We start from the raw sequence: 17695 nt of genomic DNA on the forward strand, positions 1-17695 counted from the left end.
TTATTTTGATTTTTTATGTTTATTATAAAATTTTTCCAATTGTTTAAATAAATAGCTAGAAAAATCAATAAATAACGAAGAATATACAATTAAGGCTAATAAAACAACTAACCAATTAAAACTAATATCAGTTAACTCAAATAATGGCTGTCCAATTAGCATTAAAGCAAAATAAAGTAGTTGAGTAAGATAAATAACAATTCTACGATATAATGTTAATGGGCGATAGATTTTTAATAACGCAAGTAAATAATTCCATCCTGTAAATAAAATACAAATAGTTGCTAACATTAAAGGATCATATCCTAAATATAAACCAATATTAGTAATCGTGGCAGCACCAATAGCAATTGTAAGGGCAAATGGAAATGATTTTTCTAAAACAGTCGTTAAAAAATTTCCTTTTACTTGCTCAAAATTAGCTTCATACGTCAAAAAGAATGTTGGGATTCCAACGCCACAGGTACTAATCAAAGAAAGCTGAATTGGTTCAAATGGATAAGCTTGACCTAAAAAGATAGTTGCAATAGAAATTAAAATAGAAAAAATAGTTTTAATTAAAAACATTGATGCAGACATAGTAATATTATTAATAACTCGTCTTCCTTCATTAACAATATGTGGCATAGCACTAAAATTATTATCTAATAATACTAAATTAGCAACATCTTTAGCCACATCACTGCCTGCTGCCATTGCAATTGAACAATCAGCTTCTTTAAAAGCTAAAACATCATTAACACCATCACCACTCATCGCTACAGTATGTCCTAAACGTTTTAAAGCTAAAACCATTTCTTTTTTTTGCTGTGGGGTTACACGTCCAAATACTGAATAACTTTTAAGTGCGTTTTCAAAATCTTGAGGTGTTTTTAAAGTAGATGCATCAATATAATGATTAGCATTTTTTAAACCAGCTTTTTTAGCAATTGCTCCAACGGTAAGCGGGTCATCACCAGAGATTACTTTTAAATCAACACCTTGTTTATCAAAATATGCAAGAATTTCTTTAGCATCTTTTCTAATTACATCGCTTAAAACAATGATACCATATGGAGTTAAATCCAAAGCTAATTTATCGTCTTGTTTTACTTCACTACTATGAGCTAAAACTAAAATACGATAACCATCACTAGCATATTTATTACATATTGTTTCTAACTCATCATTACCTTGGGGAAATAAAAATTGATATGCCCCTAAATAATAAGTTCCTTTTTGATAAAACGAAGCACCACTATATTTACGATCAGAACTAAACGGAATATTATGGCATAATTTATAATTATTCGTTTTAGTATAATGCTTTTTTAGCGCATTAGAAGTAACATTTTCATCAGTTGATGAATTAATTAGATTACCAACAATCTCTTCAATATCAACATTACATATTTTAACATCAAATTCAACTTTCATCGTTCCTTCAGTAATTGTACCAGTTTTATCAAGACATAAAGTATCTACTCGAGCAAGAGTTTCAATACAAAATAATTCTTGGACTAAAGTTTTTTGCTTTGCAAGACGAAGAACACTGATAGTTAAGGCAACACTTGTAAGTAAAACTAGTCCCTCAGGAATCATTCCAATAATTGCTGCAACAGTACTAACAATTGCATCATTAAACCCTAAATTACCATATAAATATTGCTTTAAAAACAATAATATTCCTAATGGTACAATAATAATGCTAATATACTTTAAAATCATATTTAAACTTTGATTCAATTTAGATTCATGTTTTTTTAATTTCTTTGCTTCATTAGCAATCTTATTAGTATAATTATCATTACCTACATGAATAACTTTACATATCCCTTTACCAGAAGTAACAAAACTGCCAGAAAAAAGTTTATCACCAATCTGCTTTAAAATTGGATCTGATTCTCCAGTCAACAATGCTTCATTTGCCTCAACATAACCATCAACTAAAATACTATCTGATGGTATTTGCATACCAGTATGTAAAATTAAATAATCATCTAAAACAATTTCATTGATTGCAATTGTTTTAGTTATACCATTACGAATAACATCAACTTTAGAAGAAACAATGATTTTAAGTTGATCTAAAGTAATTTTTGCTTTTATTTCCTGGTATATTCCAGCAATCGTATTAATAACAATGACTAAAATAAATAAAGTATTTTTATGAGAACCAACAAAGATAAGTAATGCTAACAAAGAAATATTGATCATATTAAAAAAAGTAATTGTATTATTGATAAATATTTCTTTATAAGATTTAGTAATTTTGTTATCGACATTATTAACTTTTCCTTCATTAATTCTTTGGATAACTTCTTGATCACTCAAACCTGTAAATTTTTTTTCCATAATATCGCCTCTATATTAATTTTAGCTTAATTATTCTAATTAAACAACCTAAGTAATATAAATAATTATTAAAACAAGACAAGATTATTAATTAAAAACACGATGATTAACTAATAATTAAATGCTATAATATATAAATAATTTAAAGACGAAAGGAAGTTATTATGAAAGAAAATAAATATGATAATGAAGATTTTTTTATAAATATGGTCAATTGGAACAATCAAAAAAAGGGTTACAAGGAGTCGGTGAATGGCATGAATTAAAAAAATTTTTACCTGATTTTCAAGATAAAACCGTTTTAGATTTAGGATGCGGGTATGGATGGCATTGTAAATACGCAATAGATAATGGAGCTAGATATGTTTTAGGAATAGATATTTCAAAAAAGATATTGGAAGTAGCAAAAAATAAAAATAATGATAAAAAAATCGATTATCGCTGTATAGCAATGGAAGATTTGTCTTTTTCAAAAAATATTTTTGATATAATTATAAGTTCACTTGTATTTCATTATGTAAAAGATTTTAAATCGTTAGTAAATAATATATCAATGTGGTTAAAAAGTGGAGAAAATCTTGTTTTTTCAGTTGAACATCCAATTTTTACTGCTAATGGAAATCAAGACAGGTATTATGATGAAAATGGTAATATTAAGCATTTTCCAGTTGATAATTATTTTTATGAAGGAAAGCGTGAAGCAATATTTTTAAAAGAACCAGTAATCAAATATCATCGAACTTTAACAACTTATTTAAATACGTTACTTAAAAATGATTTTGAATTACAACATATTATTGAACCACAGCCACCAAAAGAGATGATGAATTTACTTGGAATGAAAGATGAAATGAGACGTCCAATGATGTTACTTATAGCAGCTAGAAAAAAATAATATAAATTCTATAATAGAGGCTCTAGTTAACTTTAAATTAACATAGATTGTATACAATTATACTAAATAATGATATAATACATGTAAAGTTTAGGGGGTATATATATGAGTGAGTTTATAGAAGGATTTCTAGAAAAAGTTAGAAAAGATGAATATCGTATTGATAATGAACTCTATTCAAAATATGATGTTAAAAAAGGTCTAAGAAATGAAGATGGTACTGGAGTACTTGTCGGTCTCACCAAAATATCAGATGTCGTAGGTTATAAAAGAGTTGGTGGTAAAAAAGTTGACTGTAAAGGGGAGTTATATTATCGGGGAATTAATGTTAGCGATATTATTAATAAAAGAAAACCGCATCAAAGATTTTTATTTGAAGAGACATGTTTTTTAATTTTGTTTGGATATTTACCAAACGAAGATGAATTAAATAAATTTAAAGATGAGATGTCTAAATATTATGAATTACCACCAAATTATTTAGAGTCTAAAATATTAGGTTTTCCATCAAAGAATTTAATGAATAAATTACAGCAAGAAGTTTTGATGTTGTATTCATATGATGATGATCCTGATAACACTAGTCCTAAAGAAACAATGTATAAGGGATTAAATTTAATTGCTAAAATTCCACTGATTGTATGTTATGCTTATCGAAGCAAAGTACATTATTTTGATAAAGAAAGTTTATATATTCATCAAATTAGATATGATTTGTCAATTGCTGAAAATATTTTATATCTACTTAGAGATAATAAACAATTCACTCAAAAAGAAGCAGAAGTTTTAGATATGTGCTTGGTATTACATGCTGATCATGGTGGGGGAAATAACTCTACTTTTACTAATGTTGTAATTAGTTCTACAGGAACTGATATTTATTCAAGCTTTGCTGGAGCAATTGGTTCATTAAAGGGACCTAAGCATGGTGGGGCTAACTTAGCAGTAATGCAACAGATGCTTCTTGCAATTGATGAAATAGGAATAGAAGCTACTGATCAAGAAATTGAAAATATTGTTGAAAAAATTTTAGATAAACAATTTAATGATAATAGTGGTTTAATTTATGGTATTGGTCATGCTGTATATACTGTTAGTGATCCTCGTTGTGTTATTTTAAGACAACAATGTAAGGAATTGGCTAAAGAAAAGGGACGAGATAAAGAGTTTGAATTTTATTATCGTTTTGAACAGGCAGCAATTAAGGCTATAAAAAAACGAAAAGAAATTACTGTTTGTGCAAACGTTGATTTTTATAGTGGATTGATTTATGATATGTTATCAATTCCTCGTGAATTATATACATTGATGTTTGTTGTTGCACGTGCAGTAGGTTGGTTAGCTCATAATATTGAAAATAAATTATATTCTGGTAGAATTATTAGACCTGCCGCTAAATATGTTGGTGAAACACACGAATATATTTCATTGGATAAAAGAAAATAACTACAAACACTGGCAAAAGTCAGTGTTTTTTAACAAAAAAAAGCTAAAAACCTAATTTAGGAATTTAGCATTTTTATTTATTTAATATAACGAACCCAACCGTATTTATCTTCTAAACGTCCCCATTGAATACCAGTTAAAGTATCATATAATTTTTGTGTTAATTCACCTGTTTTAAAATCATTAATAACGATTTCTTCACCTTTATAATATAACTGGCCAACTGGCGAAATAACTGCAGCAGTTCCTGTTCCAAAAGCTTCCTTAAGCTTACCATTGCGTCCAGCTTCCATTAATTCATCAATACTTAGTTCACGTTCTTCTACTTTATATCCCCAATCTTTAAGAATGTGAATGATTGAATCACGAGTAACTCCTGGTAACACTGAACCTTCAAGCGGTGCGGTAACTACAGTATCATTAATTAAAAACATAACATTCATCGTTCCAACTTCTTCAACATATTTACGATGAACACCATCTAACCATAATACTTGTGTATAACCATGAGATTCAGCTTTAACTTGAGCAGCAATACTAGCAGCATAGTTTCCACCACATTTTGTAAAACCAGTCCCACCTTTTACAGCACGAACATATTCATCTTCAACCCAAATTTTTACTGGATTTACACCTTCAGGATAATAACTACCAACTGGTGATAAAATGATGACAAATGTATAAGATTTAGCTGGGTGTACACCTACACTTGCTTCACTTGCAAACATAAACGGACGAATGTATAGAGATGTATCTTTTGCAGTTGGAATCCAGTCTTGTTCATATTTAACGATTGCTTCAACAGCTTCAACAAACATATCTTCAGGTAATTCTGCCATACAAATACGTTTATTGGAATTAATCATTCTTCGAGCATTCATTTCAGGTCTAAATAATGTTATTTCTCCTTTAGGATTACGATATGCTTTCAATCCTTCAAATGTCTCTTGAGCATAATGTAATACCATTGTTGCTGGATCCATAGCGATAGGAGCATATGGAACGATTCTAGCATCGTGCCAACCAATTCCTTCAGTATAATCCATCATAAACATATGATCAGTAAAATAAGTTCCAAAACCTAGATTATTTTGATCAGGTTTTTCTTTTAGTGTTTTAGCTCTTTCAATTTTAATTTCCATTATCAACTACCCCCTTTAAGTTATCTATAAGTATACTCTTATTTCAGGTTTGTTACAAGATACAATTAATTATTTTATTTCAATATGCAAATTTTTCATAATATCAAGAGCTTTTTGTTGTAATGATAAATCATTACTAGCAATTCCTTTACTATCAACAATAATTTTAGTATTCGGTAAGGCAGTTTTAATAATTATAGCATTAGAAATAACACAAATATTAGAAACTACACCAACAATAGTAATTTCATCATAATCTTTATCCTTTAAATAATTTCCAAGTTCCAAAGAACCAAAAGTATTCTTTTTAATTTTTTTATCATTACTAGCCAATGCATCGATCTTTCCATATAACTTCCATCCTTCGCTATTTTCAAGACAATGAACAATTGGTAAATTTTTCCCCTCATCAGTATTTAAATAATCATCATAATGTGTATCATAAGTAAAAATAACATCATCATAATGATCGTGATACTTAGTAATTAATTCAACTAAATAATCTTCGATTTCTTTTGCTTGATCAAAGCCTAAACTACCACTTACAAAATCATTTTGATAGTCAATTACAACTAATAATTTTTTCATATCAATACTCCTTTATAATAAATTAAAACTTTTAATATATCTTTATATGTAATCACTTTATCATTATTTTTAAATGGTGTATACAAGATTGTGCTTTTATTATATATTATTATAAACAAAAAATAATTTGTTTGATTAATTTAACTATAAAGTTTTGCTAATTTGTTGTATAATCTAGCGTGGAGGATTTTATGGAAAAATTAATAGTGCTAGGAACTGGTAATGCAGGTGTTAAAAAGTGTTACAATACTTGCTTTGTTTTAAAAAATAAAAATGAATATTTACTTGTTGATGCCGGTGGTGGTAATGGTATTTTAAGACAGTTGGATTTAGCTAAAATTGATTTAAAAAAGATAAAATATATGATTGTAACGCATGGTCATAGTGATCATGTTTTAGGAACTGTTTGGATTTTTAGAATGATTGCTACAATGATAAAAAATAAACAATATGATGGTAATTTTCAAATTTATTGTCATGATGAATTAGTTGATACGATTAAAACAATTATTAAATTGACATTACAAGAAAAGCTTTATAATTTAATTGGAAAACGAATTTTTATCAATGAGGTAAAAGATGGTCAATCTTTAACGATTTTAGGTCATATGATAACATTTTTTGATATTCATTCAACAAAAATCAAACAGTTTGGCTTTAGTATAGCGTTAGAAGATGGAAAACTGACATGTTTAGGTGATGAACCGTATCATGAATCATGTTATCAATATGCATATAAAGCTAAATGGTTATTATGTGAGGCTTTTTGTTTAGATAAGCAAAAAGATATTTTTAAACCGTATGAAAAACATCATTCAACTGTTAAAGATGCAAGCTTGATAGCTAACTTATTAGAAGTTGAAAATTTGCTATTGTATCATAGTGAAGAAATGAATTTAGAAAAACGTAAACAATTATATACAAATGAAGCTAAATTATATTTTAATGGAAATATTTATGTACCAGATGATTTAGAAATATTTAAGTTGTGAGGGGGTATTTTATGACATTAGATAAATTAGAACCGGGGATGAGTGGAAAAATTACGGTAGTTCATGGTGAAGGATTGCTTAGAAGACGTTTATTAGAAATGGGATTGACACCTAAAACAATTGTTAAAGTACGTAAAGTTGCACCTATGAAAGATCCAATTGAACTATATTTACGTAGTTATGTTTTAACGATTAGAAAAGATGATGCAGCAATGATTGAAGTTGAGGTGATTGACAATGGCAAATAAAACAATTGCATTGATTGGTAACCAAAATTGTGGAAAAACAACGCTATTTAATGCTTTAACAGGTTCAAATCAGCATGTTGGAAACTTTCCTGGAGTTACAGTTGAACAGAAATCAGGAACAATTAAAAGACATCCAAATATTAAATTAGTTGATTTACCAGGTATTTATTCATTAACACCATATACTATGGAAGAAATCGTCTCAACTGATTTTTTAATTCGTGAAAAACCATCAATGATCATTAATATCATTGATGCTACAAGTATTGAAAGAAACTTATATTTAACGATGCAATTATTGGAATTAAATATTCCAATGATTTTAGCGTTAAATATGATGGATGAAGTAATTAATAGCGGTAACTGTATTGATGTTGAAGGATTGCAAGATGCTTTAGGGATTAAAGTTGTTCCAATTTCTGCAAGTAAAAATGAAGGAATTGAAGCATTGATTGAAGCAATTGAAGAAACTTTAACAGAAAAAAACTGTTTTCATTTAGATTTATGTAGTGGTGAAATTCATAAAGCAATTCACTCAATTAGTCATTTAATTGAGGAAAATATTAATAAAACTAATTTACCTAATCGTTTTGCTGTTACTAAGGTAATTGAGGGTAATGAAGATATTATAAAACAATTACAGCTTGATGATCATCAATTACATATTATTGATCATATTATTAAAGATATGGAACAAAAAGAAGGTTTAGATAAAGATGCTGCATTAGTAGAAATGCGTTATCAAACAATTGAAAGTATCACTAGTAAAACAGTATTTAAAGAACAGGAAACAAATAGTCAATTAAGATCTGAAAAAATTGATGCAATCTTAACTCATAAATATTTTGGAATACCAATTTTTATTTTAATAATGTTATTGATCTTTGTTTTAACATTTAATGTAATTGGCGCTCCATTACAAACATTAATGGAAAATGGAATTGATTTTATTACAAATACAATTATTGACTTTTTAAAAAGTCAAGATGTTGCTACTTGGTTGATTTCTTTATTACAAGATGGTGTATTTGCTGGGGTAGGAAGTGTTCTTTCGTTTTTACCATTAATAGTTGTATTATTTTTCTTTTTATCGATGCTTGAAGACAGTGGTTATATGGCAAGAGTTGCCTTTGTTATGGATAAATTATTAAGAAAAATTGGTTTATCTGGCAAATCTTTTGTTCCAATGTTAATTGGTTTTGGCTGTTCAGTTCCTGCAATCATGGCATCTAGAACATTATCATCACAGCGAGATCGTAAAATGACAATTATTGTTACACCATTTATGTCATGCAGTGCTAAATTACCGATTTATGGAATGATCATTGCAGCTTTTTTTAGTGATAAAGCACCGCTAGTAATGATTACAATTTATTGTATTGGTATTTTAGTAGCAATTTGTTCGGCGTTATTATTAAAGGCTACGGTTTTTCCTGGTGATCCAATTCCTTTTATTATGGAGCTGCCAAGTTATCGTATACCTACTGCTAAAAATGTTATTATGCATATGTGGGAAAAAGCTAAAGATTTCTTGAAAAAAGCTTTTACAATTATTTTTGTTGCTTCTTTATTAATTTGGTTTTTACAAAGTTTCAATTTTAGATTTGAAATGGTAAGTGACAGTTCAAAAAGTATTTTAGCGTATATCGGTAGTAAATTAGCGTTTATCTTTGAACCATTAGGTTTTTCAGATTGGCGTTTGTCAACTTCACTTATAACAGGTATTACAGCTAAAGAATCAGTTGTTTCAACACTATCAGTTTTAACAAATTCAGCGACACCAGCTGCCCTATATCGATCTTTACATATGTTATTGACACCAGCTAGTGCCTTTGCCTTTTTAACTTTTACTGTTTTGTATATGCCTTGTGTTGCAGCATTTGCAGCAACTAAAAGAGAATTAGGGTCTCTTTGTCAAGCAATCTTAACAGCCTTGTATCAAACAGGAGTTGCATATATAGTAGCTTTTATTGTTTATCGTATTGCCTTATTGATTTCTTAGTAAACAAAGAATATAATAGTACTATAGATGTTTTGAAAGGACTTACAATTATGGATAAAAATTTACAAGAAATTATAAGAATTAGAGAAGATAGAATGATTAAAGCATTTAATCAAAATAACATGCAAATTACTTTTGTTGAAAACTTTGAACAATTACATAACTATTTAAAAAGATATTTATCTAATCAAAAAACTGTTTCCCTTGGCGGATCAATGACTTTATTTGAAACTGGTGTTATTGACTTAATTAAAGAAAGTGATGTAGTATATAACGATCGTTATCAAGAAGGTTTAAGTAGAGAAGAATTAAATGATGTATTTAAAAAGGCGTTTACAAGTGATATTTTTATTACAAGTACTAATGCTTTAACAACAGATGGTCATCTATATAATATAGATGGAACTGGTAATCGTGTTGCAGCAATGATTTATGGACCAAAAGAAGTAATCGTTGTAGCTGGAAAAAATAAAGTTTTTGAAACTGAAGCTGAAGCAATCAATCACATTAAAACAATTAGTGCCCCAGCTAATGCGGTCCGTTTAAATAAGAAAACACCTTGTGCAAAAACAGGTGAATGTAAAAACTGTTTATCAGCTGATCGTATTTGTAGCAGTTATGTTAAATTAGGATATCAGGTTAATGCTGATCGTATTAAAGTAATCATTGTAAATGAAGATTTAGGGTATTAATATGAAAGTAGGAGTATTATTTCCGTTATCGAGTTTTCCCTCTGACTTTGGAATCGGTGATTTTGGAAAAAATGCGTATCAAACTATCGATTTATTAAAACAAAATGGAGCTGATTATTTACAAATTTTACCATTTCATCCTTCATATCAGGCTAATTCTCCTTACCGAGCAATTAGTACATATGCTGGTGATGAAATATATATTGATTTAAATCAATTGGTAGATATGAATTTATTAGATGAAGTTGAGTTATTTTTAAGTGATAGTAATATAGTATATTATGATAAAGTCAGAGAATTTAAGCATAAATATTTATTAAAAGCATATAAAAATTTTAAGGAGAATGATGAATATCAAGAATTTTTAAAAATGTCTCCTTGGGTATTAAATTATGCAATCTTTTGTACATTTGCTTCAATAAATGGTACTTTTGATTGGGCCTCATGGAAAGATGAACATAAATATTATCCTAAATATTATCAAGTTAATCTTGAACAATATCAAGATGAAATTGGCTATTATCAATTTGTTCAGTATATTTTTTATAAGCAATGGTTTGCATTAAAAAAATATGCCAATAAAAAAGGAATAAAAATCATTGGTGATATGCCATTTTATGTAGACCATGGTTCAGTAGAAGTGTGGATAGATAATTGTTCATTTTTACTTGATGAAGATGGCTATCCAACTGATGTTGCTGGTGTTCCGCCTGATTATTTTAGTGAAACTGGTCAATATTGGGGAAATCCAATTTATGATTGGGATTATTTAAAAGAACATGATTTTGATTTTTGGATCAATCGGATTGGTTGGGCAAGTAAAATTTTTGATATTACGAGAATTGACCACTTTCGTGCATTTGATTCTTATTGGGATATTCCATCAAATTTTACAACTGCAGCTAATGGATATTGGCGTTATGCCCCTGGATATGAATTATTTGATTGTTTATATGATAAATTAGGGGATATTGAATTAGTTGCAGAAGATTTAGGATATTTAAGAAAAGAAGTTGTAGAGCTTAAAGATCATTATGGGTTAAAAGGAATGAAGGTTTTTCAATTTATGTCAATTGATGAACTGGAAGAACTTGGTGAATGTTTTTTCTATCCTGGTACTCATGATAATGAAACTCTTAAAGGCTGGATAGAAGGACTTGATGATTATCAAGTTGAAAGTTATAGAAATTATTTTAAAAATAATTTGCCTTTAAATCAGGCAATTATTAGTTATTGTTTACATTCTAATGCTAGTGATGTAATTATCCCAATTTGGGATTTATTAGAAGTGAATAATGATCAAAGGTTTAATGTTCCAGGTGAAGTTAATGATATTAATTGGACGTATCGAGTACCTGAAATTGATTTGGTTAAAAAAGGATTAGATTTGTTTTTTAAGTTAAGAAAAGAGGATCAAGATGAGTTTTAAAAAAATAAATGTTGATGAAATTGTTTTAAATCCATTTAAAGCAATAGGAAAAGATTGGCTATTAATTAGTGCATTAAATAGAGATAAAGTAAATACAATGACTGCTTCTTGGGGTGGTATTGGAGTTATTTGGAATAAAAATATAGTTACTGTTTATATTCGACCTCAACGTTATACAAGAGAATTTGTTGATGCAAGTGATCATTTTACATTAACTTTTTTTGAAGGTTATAAAAAGGAATTGGGCGTTTTAGGTAGTAAATCAGGCCGTGATGTCAATAAGATTGATGAAGTTGGTTTTGATGTTGAAATGGTTGATAATCAACCAACTTTCAAACAAGGAAAAATGACTTTTGTTTGTAAAAAATTATATAAAGGTAAGATAACACCAGAAGGCTTTATTGATGATAAATTAGATAATAACTATTATCCAGAAAAAGATTATCATTATGTGTATATTGGTGAAATTGAAAATGCTTATGTAAACGAAAAGGATTAGAATCTTTTTCGTTTATTTTTTTATAAAATAGACATACTAATTATGGTGATGTTATGCAAATAATAGAGTATATTCTTATGTCACTTTTTTCATTAGCAGTTTTGTTTGTTATTACTAAATTAATGGGATATCGACAAGTTACACAGTTAAATATGTATGACTATATTAATGGAATAACAATAGGAAGTATTGCTAGCGAATTAGTTATGGCAGGAGCAGATAATATTTTACAGCCATTGATTGCAATGATTGTATATGCAATAGTCATTATTTGTTTATCTAAAATAACTGGGAAATCATTAAAGTTAAGAAAAATTATTGATGGTTACGCAGTTATTTTGTATGAAAATGATCAAATTTATTTTAATGAGTTAAAAAAAGCTAAAGTTGATCTTGATGAGTTTTTAATGCAATGCAGAATTGCAGGATATTTTAATTTAAATGAGTTACAAACAGTTGTATTAGAGAGTAATGGACGGTTTAGTTTTTTTCCAAAAGAAAGATATCGACCATTAGTAGTTGAGGATATGCAAATAAAAGTTAATAAAGTAAAATTACCTACATTATTAGTTAAAGAAGGACATATTTATTTTGATAATTTAAAAAAGATAAATAAAGATGAAAAATGGCTAGAAAAAGAATTAAAGGTGCGTAATATTGAACTTTTGGATATAATTTTAATGTATCAAGCTGATAATAATAGTTTAATCATTTATACACTAAATGAAATTGAAAGAAATTTTGATACATAAATAATTTATATATTTATACTAAAATAAAAAGACACATTAAGTGTCATTTTATTTTAGTTTTTTATATTTATCATAAATAATTTTTAAACCCTTAAAAGTTAGATCAGGATCGTAAACATCAATCAAAGCAGTCTCATTGAAAATAATTCTACCTAAGCCTCCAGTAGAAATAACTTTAAGATTCTTACCATACTCTTTTTTTATTGTTCTAATAATATTTTCAGTCAAGCCAACATAACCATGAACAATTCCAGCTTGCATACTGCTAACAGTGTTTTTAGCAATAACATTTTTAGGTTTTTTAATTTCGATTTCTGGTAATTTAGCAGCTTGGTTAGAAAGAGCATTAATACTAATTCCAATTCCTGGAGCTGTAGCCCCACCTAAAAAATCACCGTTTTCATCAACCACATCAAAAGTAGTAGCAGTTCCAAAATCAATAACCAAACAAGAACCACCATAAATATAGTAAGCTCCAGCAGCATCAACTAAACGGTCTGCACCTAATTCCTTTGGATTGTCGATTTTAATTCTAATTCCAGTTTTAATTCCTGGACCAATAATAATAGGTTCTTTATTAAAATATTTTTTAATAGAATTACTAAATGAATACATTATTTTAGGAACAACTGAAGCAATGATCACATCTTCAATTTCCTTAACATCAATATTTGATGCATTTAAAAAACTAAGTAGCATAAAACCATATTCATCAGAAGTTCTCTCCAATTTAGTTGTTAAACGATAATTATCAATTATTTCATTATTATCAACTAATCCCATTGTAATATTGGTATTACCAATATCAATAACTATTAACACTATTTTGCCTCCTTAATTTTAATTAATTTTCTTAAAATTAAATCACTTAACTCGCTTTTTGTCATTAATTCAATTTCTTCAATTTCATCTTTACTAATAAAAGTAACTTTATTAGTATCATTTTTAAATCCCGCCCCAGGATCTTTTAAGTTATTTGCTATTAATAGATCACAATTTTTATTAACAAATTTTTGTTTTGCAAATTCAACTAAATTATTAGTTTCCATGGCAAAACCACATAAAATTTGATTAGTTTTATGACTTCCTAAATAAGCTAAAATATCATCATTTTTAACTAATTCAAGCTTTAAAACATCATCCGCTTTCTTTATTTTTTCACTAGCAATTTCCTTAACGCGATAATCACCAACTGCAGCAGCTTTAATAATAAAATCTTGTTTTTGATAATTATCTTTAACTGCTTTAAACATTTCTAAAGCTGATTTAACTTCAATAATTTTAATACCATAAGGATGTTTAAGTGTTGTTGGACCAGTAACTAAAGTAACTTTAGCTCCCATTTCAAAAGCCCGTTTACAAAGGGCATAGCCCATTTTACCACTAGAATGATTAGTAATATATCTAACTGGATCCAATGGTTCTTGCGTAGGACCAGCAGTAATTAAGATTCGTTTGTTTTTTAATGGTTTATCGCTTAAACAATAATCAATCATTGTTAAAATATGATCTAAATCTGATAATTTGCCACGACCAGTATCTCCGCAAGCAAGTAAACCATAGCCCGGTTCAACAAACTTAATCCCATATGTTTTACATCTTTCGATATTGCGTTGTGTAGCTAAATTATCATACATGTTAACATTCATTGCAGGTGCAATTAATTTAGGACAAGTTGCTGCAATAAATGTTGAAGTTAACACATCATCACAAATTCCATTAGCAATTTTGCCAATAATATTAGCTGTTGCAGGAACAATAACAAAACAATCAGCTTTTTTAGCATAACTGATATGTTTGATTTGGTAACCTTCATCATCAAAATCATCCACTAATACCGGTTTATTAATCAATGCTCCTAGTGTTAAAGGACTAATGAATTTGGTTGCATTATTTGTCATAATTACCTCAACATCATAACCTTTTTTTATTAATGCTCTAACTACATCGCATGCTTTATACGCCGCAATGCTACCACTAATTCCTACAACTATTGTTTTCATTTATATCTACATTCCTTTCTTTGTATATACTAATAATGGTTTACATACCATTAGAGCAATAATTGTTCCTACAACTGCTTCTAAAATTCCACTACTAGTAATAATTCCAATCAAATAAGCCATTAATAAATTGAAATCCTGACCTATCGCTTGAGCATAACTTTGTCCAAAAATAAAATATATTCCAGCTAATACTAAAATCGTATTGGCTAAAGAACCAGCTAACCCAGAAATTATTATTCCTACATATTGATTCCATTTATGTTTACAAAACTGCTCAAAAATACCCCCTGCAAAAAAGCCAATTAAAACTCTAGGAGCAATTGCAACTACGGCACTTAAAATACTACCACTAATAAATGGTGAAAAAACAAATGAAGTAACTGTTGGACTGATCGTATTATAAAATAAACTACTTAACCCAAAAACAAGTCCAATAATCATTCCGCCTTTTTTACCTAGAGTAATTCCTGCAATGATAACAGGAATATGTAGAGTAGTTGCACGTAAAGGCCCAATTGGGATATATCCTAAAAAAGGAATGAATACAAGCAACATTTCAATTGCAATAAACATTGCATACAAAATAAGATCTTTAGTTTTTTTATTTTTCATTTTAACCTCCACTACCGTTCATTAGATACGGTGTTTATAATGTATTTGTTATCACACAGTAAATAGTTAATGTCTTGTCATTACTAAGTCTTTATGTTAATAACACGCTCATTATATTACTATACAATTCATTTTTCAATCATTGATAATGCAATTTAGCCAATTTAATGTTAGAATAGTGATATGCAAGGAGGAAACAAAATGAAAAAAGTAGCTGTATTATTTCATGATGGATTTGAGGTGCTTGAAGCACTTTCAGTAGTAGATGTAATGACTCGTGCAAACGTTACATGTACAATGGTAGGAATGGATAAATTAGAAGTAGAAAGCTCACATCATATAAAAGTAGTTATGGATTGTTTATGTGATGAAAATATCGAAACATATGATGCTTTAGTAATTCCTGGAGGTTTACCAGGAGCAACAAATTTAAGAGATGATAAACGTGTTATTGATCTTGTTCAAAAATTTAATAACGCTAATAAAATAGTTGCTGCAATTTGTGCAGGTCCAATTGTTTTGGAAAAAGCCGGGGTAATTAAAGATAAAAAAGTAACTTGTTTCCCTGGGTTTGAAAAAGAATTAAATAGTGCGATTTATCAAGATACATTAGTTTATCAAGATGGAAATATAATTACTGGAAGAGGTCCTGCAGCATCATTAGCCTTTAGTTATTGTATTTTAGAAGCCTTAGGTATTGATAGTTCAAATATTCAAGAAGGAATGCAATATAAATTTTTAAAAGAAAATATTTAAGTTTAAAATATGAAAAGATAATGTGTAGTTTTTCAAACTGTTCCATTATCTTTTTTTGATATAGTAAAAAACTTACTATTTATTATAGATTACAATTTTTATATCTTAGATTGTATTGAGTAAGTTAAAAATTATTATATGAAAGATATACAAAAACGCTAATAAAGAAGAATATTTATCACAAAAAATCAAATTTTATTTTATTTACAAAAAAATTACATATTCTTAATATCAAATTTTAATCATTTATAGCAACTTTTTTTAAAATAAATTATGATAATAATGTATATAAATTAATAAAATATGTAGAAAATGTACAAGGAGTAAATATGATAAATAAAGCTATTTTTAGAATAAAAATGATCTATAATATTTTAAGACCATCAGAGAAAAAAGTTGCTGATTACATTCTTAGTTTTAATGATGATTATGCAAAATTATCAATGACATTAATAAGTAAAGAAGTAAGTGTTTCACAACCAACAATAATGCGTTTTGTTAAAGCGATTGGCTATAATAGTTTTAAAGAATTTAAATATGAATTATTAAAAAATCAAAAAAGTAATAATGTTGATATTTTATATGGTTATACATTAGGAAAAGAAGAATTAATTAAAGATATTCCAAGTAATATCGTTGCAAGAACAATAACTATGTTAGAAGATTCACTTAAATCAATTTCTATTAAAAATTATGAAAACGCAATAAAAGCGATTCATAATAGTAATCATATAAGTATTTTTGCAGTTGAAAATTCATTAAGTGTAGCAAATGATTTAATGATCAAATTAATTTATTTAGGTAAACAAGTTGTATTATATGATGATGGTTATTTACAAAGCATTAATGCCAGTAATTTAAACTCTAATAATTTAGCAATTGGAATTTCTTATTCCGGTAATTCTAAAGAAACAGTTGATGCATTAAAAATCGCTTATGAAAAGGGTGCTTTTACAATTGCGATAGTTAATTTTGAAAATACGATGTTAACCCAATATGCAAATATTGTTTTATCAACAAGTAACGATCAATTAATGTATGGAGATGCTATTTTTTCTCGAACTGTACAAACTGCTTTAGTTGATATGTTATACATGGGAGTTATTAAAAGTGATTATGATTATTATACTAAACAATTGGATTATAATAGTAAGTTGATTAGTCATCGAGGTTATTTAAAAGAAGAGCAATGATGTAGAATTTCTACATTATCAGCTCTTCTTTTTTTACATTGTCTTAACAAATTTTTAAAGAAAAATAAGTAGAAAGTAAGTGTTTGAAATAAGTATAATGCAAGTGTTC

General features: G+C 27.8%; 17 protein-coding genes. 11 read left to right on the forward strand and 6 right to left on the reverse strand.

Annotation, left to right across the window (positions count from 1 at the left end; all coding sequences use genetic code 11):
- Positions 1–2334, reverse strand: coding sequence for a cation-translocating P-type ATPase (locus NQ543_RS05440; RefSeq protein ID WP_004609875.1), 2334 nt, complete (start codon positions 2332–2334; stop codon positions 1–3).
- A 214-nt stretch (positions 2335–2548) separates the two neighbouring features.
- Between NQ543_RS05440 and NQ543_RS05445 the strand changes: the two genes are divergently transcribed.
- Together NQ543_RS05445 and NQ543_RS05450 are read left to right on the forward strand one after the other, a co-directional pair.
- Entirely contained in the window at positions 2549–3229 is a 681-nt protein-coding gene (locus tag NQ543_RS05445) for a class I SAM-dependent methyltransferase (RefSeq protein WP_004609874.1), read from the forward strand.
- A gap of 105 nt (positions 3230–3334) precedes the next feature.
- Positions 3335–4675 (forward strand): citrate synthase, encoded by a 1341-nt coding sequence (locus tag NQ543_RS05450; protein ID WP_004609873.1) that lies wholly within the window; start codon positions 3335–3337, stop codon positions 4673–4675.
- Between the two features lie 77 nt (positions 4676–4752).
- On the opposite strand, the gene NQ543_RS05455 is transcribed toward NQ543_RS05450, so the two are convergent.
- Together NQ543_RS05455 and NQ543_RS05460 are read right to left on the reverse strand one after the other, a co-directional pair.
- Positions 4753–5817 carry a branched-chain amino acid aminotransferase gene (locus NQ543_RS05455; protein ID WP_004609872.1) on the reverse strand — a complete coding sequence of 355 codons (1065 nt, stop codon included), beginning with the start codon at positions 5815–5817 and terminating at the stop codon, positions 4753–4755.
- 69 nt (positions 5818–5886) lie between these two features.
- Entirely contained in the window at positions 5887–6405 is a 519-nt protein-coding gene (locus NQ543_RS05460; RefSeq protein WP_004609871.1) for a cysteine hydrolase family protein, read from the reverse strand.
- A 191-nt stretch (positions 6406–6596) separates the two neighbouring features.
- Between NQ543_RS05460 and NQ543_RS05465 the strand changes: the two genes are divergently transcribed.
- Genes NQ543_RS05465 through NQ543_RS05495 form a run of 7 tightly spaced genes read left to right on the forward strand, consistent with a single transcriptional unit; the run spans position 6597 to position 13019 of the window.
- Positions 6597–7397: an MBL fold metallo-hydrolase gene (locus tag NQ543_RS05465; RefSeq protein ID WP_039904187.1), complete on the forward strand. Its 801-nt coding sequence runs from the start codon at positions 6597–6599 to the stop codon at positions 7395–7397.
- Positions 7398–7408: 11 nt separating this feature from the next.
- Positions 7409–7645 carry a FeoA family protein gene (locus NQ543_RS05470; RefSeq protein ID WP_039904185.1) on the forward strand — a complete coding sequence of 79 codons (237 nt, stop codon included), beginning with the start codon at positions 7409–7411 and terminating at the stop codon, positions 7643–7645.
- Positions 7635–9647 (forward strand): ferrous iron transport protein B, encoded by a 2013-nt coding sequence (gene feoB, locus NQ543_RS05475; RefSeq protein WP_004609868.1) that lies wholly within the window; start codon positions 7635–7637, stop codon positions 9645–9647. Before NQ543_RS05470 ends, feoB begins: the two co-directional genes overlap by 11 nt.
- Before the next feature lie 50 nt (positions 9648–9697).
- Positions 9698–10339: a lactate utilization protein gene (locus NQ543_RS05480; protein ID WP_004609867.1), complete on the forward strand. Its 642-nt coding sequence runs from the start codon at positions 9698–9700 to the stop codon at positions 10337–10339.
- A 1-nt stretch (position 10340) separates the two neighbouring features.
- Positions 10341–11768 (forward strand): 4-alpha-glucanotransferase, encoded by a 1428-nt coding sequence (gene malQ / locus NQ543_RS05485; RefSeq protein ID WP_004609866.1) that lies wholly within the window; start codon positions 10341–10343, stop codon positions 11766–11768.
- Positions 11758–12267, forward strand: coding sequence for a flavin reductase (locus NQ543_RS05490; RefSeq protein WP_004609865.1), 510 nt, complete (start codon positions 11758–11760; stop codon positions 12265–12267). Before malQ ends, NQ543_RS05490 begins: the two co-directional genes overlap by 11 nt.
- A 53-nt stretch (positions 12268–12320) precedes the next feature.
- Entirely contained in the window at positions 12321–13019 is a 699-nt protein-coding gene (locus NQ543_RS05495; protein WP_004609864.1) for a DUF421 domain-containing protein, read from the forward strand.
- 48 nt (positions 13020–13067) lie between these two features.
- Here the strand turns inward: NQ543_RS05495 and NQ543_RS05500 are convergent, their stop codons facing one another.
- Genes NQ543_RS05500 through NQ543_RS05510 form a run of 3 tightly spaced genes read right to left on the reverse strand, consistent with a single transcriptional unit; the run spans position 13068 to position 15637 of the window.
- A complete protein-coding gene (locus NQ543_RS05500; RefSeq protein ID WP_004609863.1) occupies positions 13068–13841 on the reverse strand; it encodes a type III pantothenate kinase in 774 nt (257 codons plus the stop codon).
- Positions 13841–15022, reverse strand: a complete 1182-nt coding sequence (gene coaBC / locus NQ543_RS05505) for a bifunctional phosphopantothenoylcysteine decarboxylase/phosphopantothenate--cysteine ligase CoaBC (RefSeq protein ID WP_004609862.1) — start codon at positions 15020–15022, stop codon at positions 13841–13843. The genes NQ543_RS05500 and coaBC overlap by 1 nt, the downstream gene beginning before the upstream one ends.
- Before the next feature lie 6 nt (positions 15023–15028).
- Positions 15029–15637 (reverse strand): ECF transporter S component, encoded by a 609-nt coding sequence (locus NQ543_RS05510; protein WP_004609861.1) that lies wholly within the window; start codon positions 15635–15637, stop codon positions 15029–15031.
- Between the two features lie 201 nt (positions 15638–15838).
- Here NQ543_RS05510 and NQ543_RS05515 point away from each other — a divergent pair, with 201 nt between their 5' ends.
- Both NQ543_RS05515 and NQ543_RS05520 read left to right on the forward strand, forming a co-directional pair.
- On the forward strand, positions 15839–16393 hold the full coding sequence (locus NQ543_RS05515) for a DJ-1 family glyoxalase III (RefSeq protein WP_039904181.1): 555 nt from the start codon (positions 15839–15841) through the stop codon (positions 16391–16393).
- Positions 16394–16722: 329 nt separating this feature from the next.
- Positions 16723–17586 (forward strand): MurR/RpiR family transcriptional regulator, encoded by an 864-nt coding sequence (locus NQ543_RS05520; RefSeq protein WP_004609859.1) that lies wholly within the window; start codon positions 16723–16725, stop codon positions 17584–17586.
- The last annotated feature ends 109 nt before the right edge of the window (positions 17587–17695 follow it).

Source organism: Thomasclavelia spiroformis DSM 1552 (assembly GCF_025149465.1).
Lineage (GTDB): Bacteria > Bacillota_I > Bacilli_A > Erysipelotrichales > Coprobacillaceae > Thomasclavelia > Thomasclavelia spiroformis.

What these genes read in the sequence shown, in the direction of transcription:
- NQ543_RS05495 (WP_004609864.1), top strand. Translation starts at nt 12,321, where the DNA reads ATGCAAATAATAGAGTATATTCTTATGTCACTTTTTTCATTAGCAGTT.
- feoB (WP_004609868.1), top strand. Translation starts at nt 7,635, where the DNA reads ATGGCAAATAAAACAATTGCATTGATTGGTAACCAAAATTGTGGAAAA.
- NQ543_RS05460 (WP_004609871.1), bottom strand. Translation starts at nt 6,405, where the DNA reads ATGAAAAAATTATTAGTTGTAATTGACTATCAAAATGATTTTGTAAGT.
- NQ543_RS05480 (WP_004609867.1), top strand. Translation starts at nt 9,698, where the DNA reads ATGGATAAAAATTTACAAGAAATTATAAGAATTAGAGAAGATAGAATG.
- NQ543_RS05440 (WP_004609875.1), bottom strand. Translation starts at nt 2,334, where the DNA reads ATGGAAAAAAAATTTACAGGTTTGAGTGATCAAGAAGTTATCCAAAGA.
- NQ543_RS05520 (WP_004609859.1), top strand. Translation starts at nt 16,723, where the DNA reads ATGATAAATAAAGCTATTTTTAGAATAAAAATGATCTATAATATTTTA.
- NQ543_RS05450 (WP_004609873.1), top strand. Translation starts at nt 3,335, where the DNA reads ATGAGTGAGTTTATAGAAGGATTTCTAGAAAAAGTTAGAAAAGATGAA.
- NQ543_RS05470 (WP_039904185.1), top strand. Translation starts at nt 7,409, where the DNA reads ATGACATTAGATAAATTAGAACCGGGGATGAGTGGAAAAATTACGGTA.
- coaBC (WP_004609862.1), bottom strand. Translation starts at nt 15,022, where the DNA reads ATGAAAACAATAGTTGTAGGAATTAGTGGTAGCATTGCGGCGTATAAA.
- NQ543_RS05515 (WP_039904181.1), top strand. Translation starts at nt 15,839, where the DNA reads ATGAAAAAAGTAGCTGTATTATTTCATGATGGATTTGAGGTGCTTGAA.
- malQ (WP_004609866.1), top strand. Translation starts at nt 10,341, where the DNA reads ATGAAAGTAGGAGTATTATTTCCGTTATCGAGTTTTCCCTCTGACTTT.
- NQ543_RS05490 (WP_004609865.1), top strand. Translation starts at nt 11,758, where the DNA reads ATGAGTTTTAAAAAAATAAATGTTGATGAAATTGTTTTAAATCCATTT.
- NQ543_RS05465 (WP_039904187.1), top strand. Translation starts at nt 6,597, where the DNA reads ATGGAAAAATTAATAGTGCTAGGAACTGGTAATGCAGGTGTTAAAAAG.
- NQ543_RS05455 (WP_004609872.1), bottom strand. Translation starts at nt 5,817, where the DNA reads ATGGAAATTAAAATTGAAAGAGCTAAAACACTAAAAGAAAAACCTGAT.
- NQ543_RS05510 (WP_004609861.1), bottom strand. Translation starts at nt 15,637, where the DNA reads ATGAAAAATAAAAAAACTAAAGATCTTATTTTGTATGCAATGTTTATT.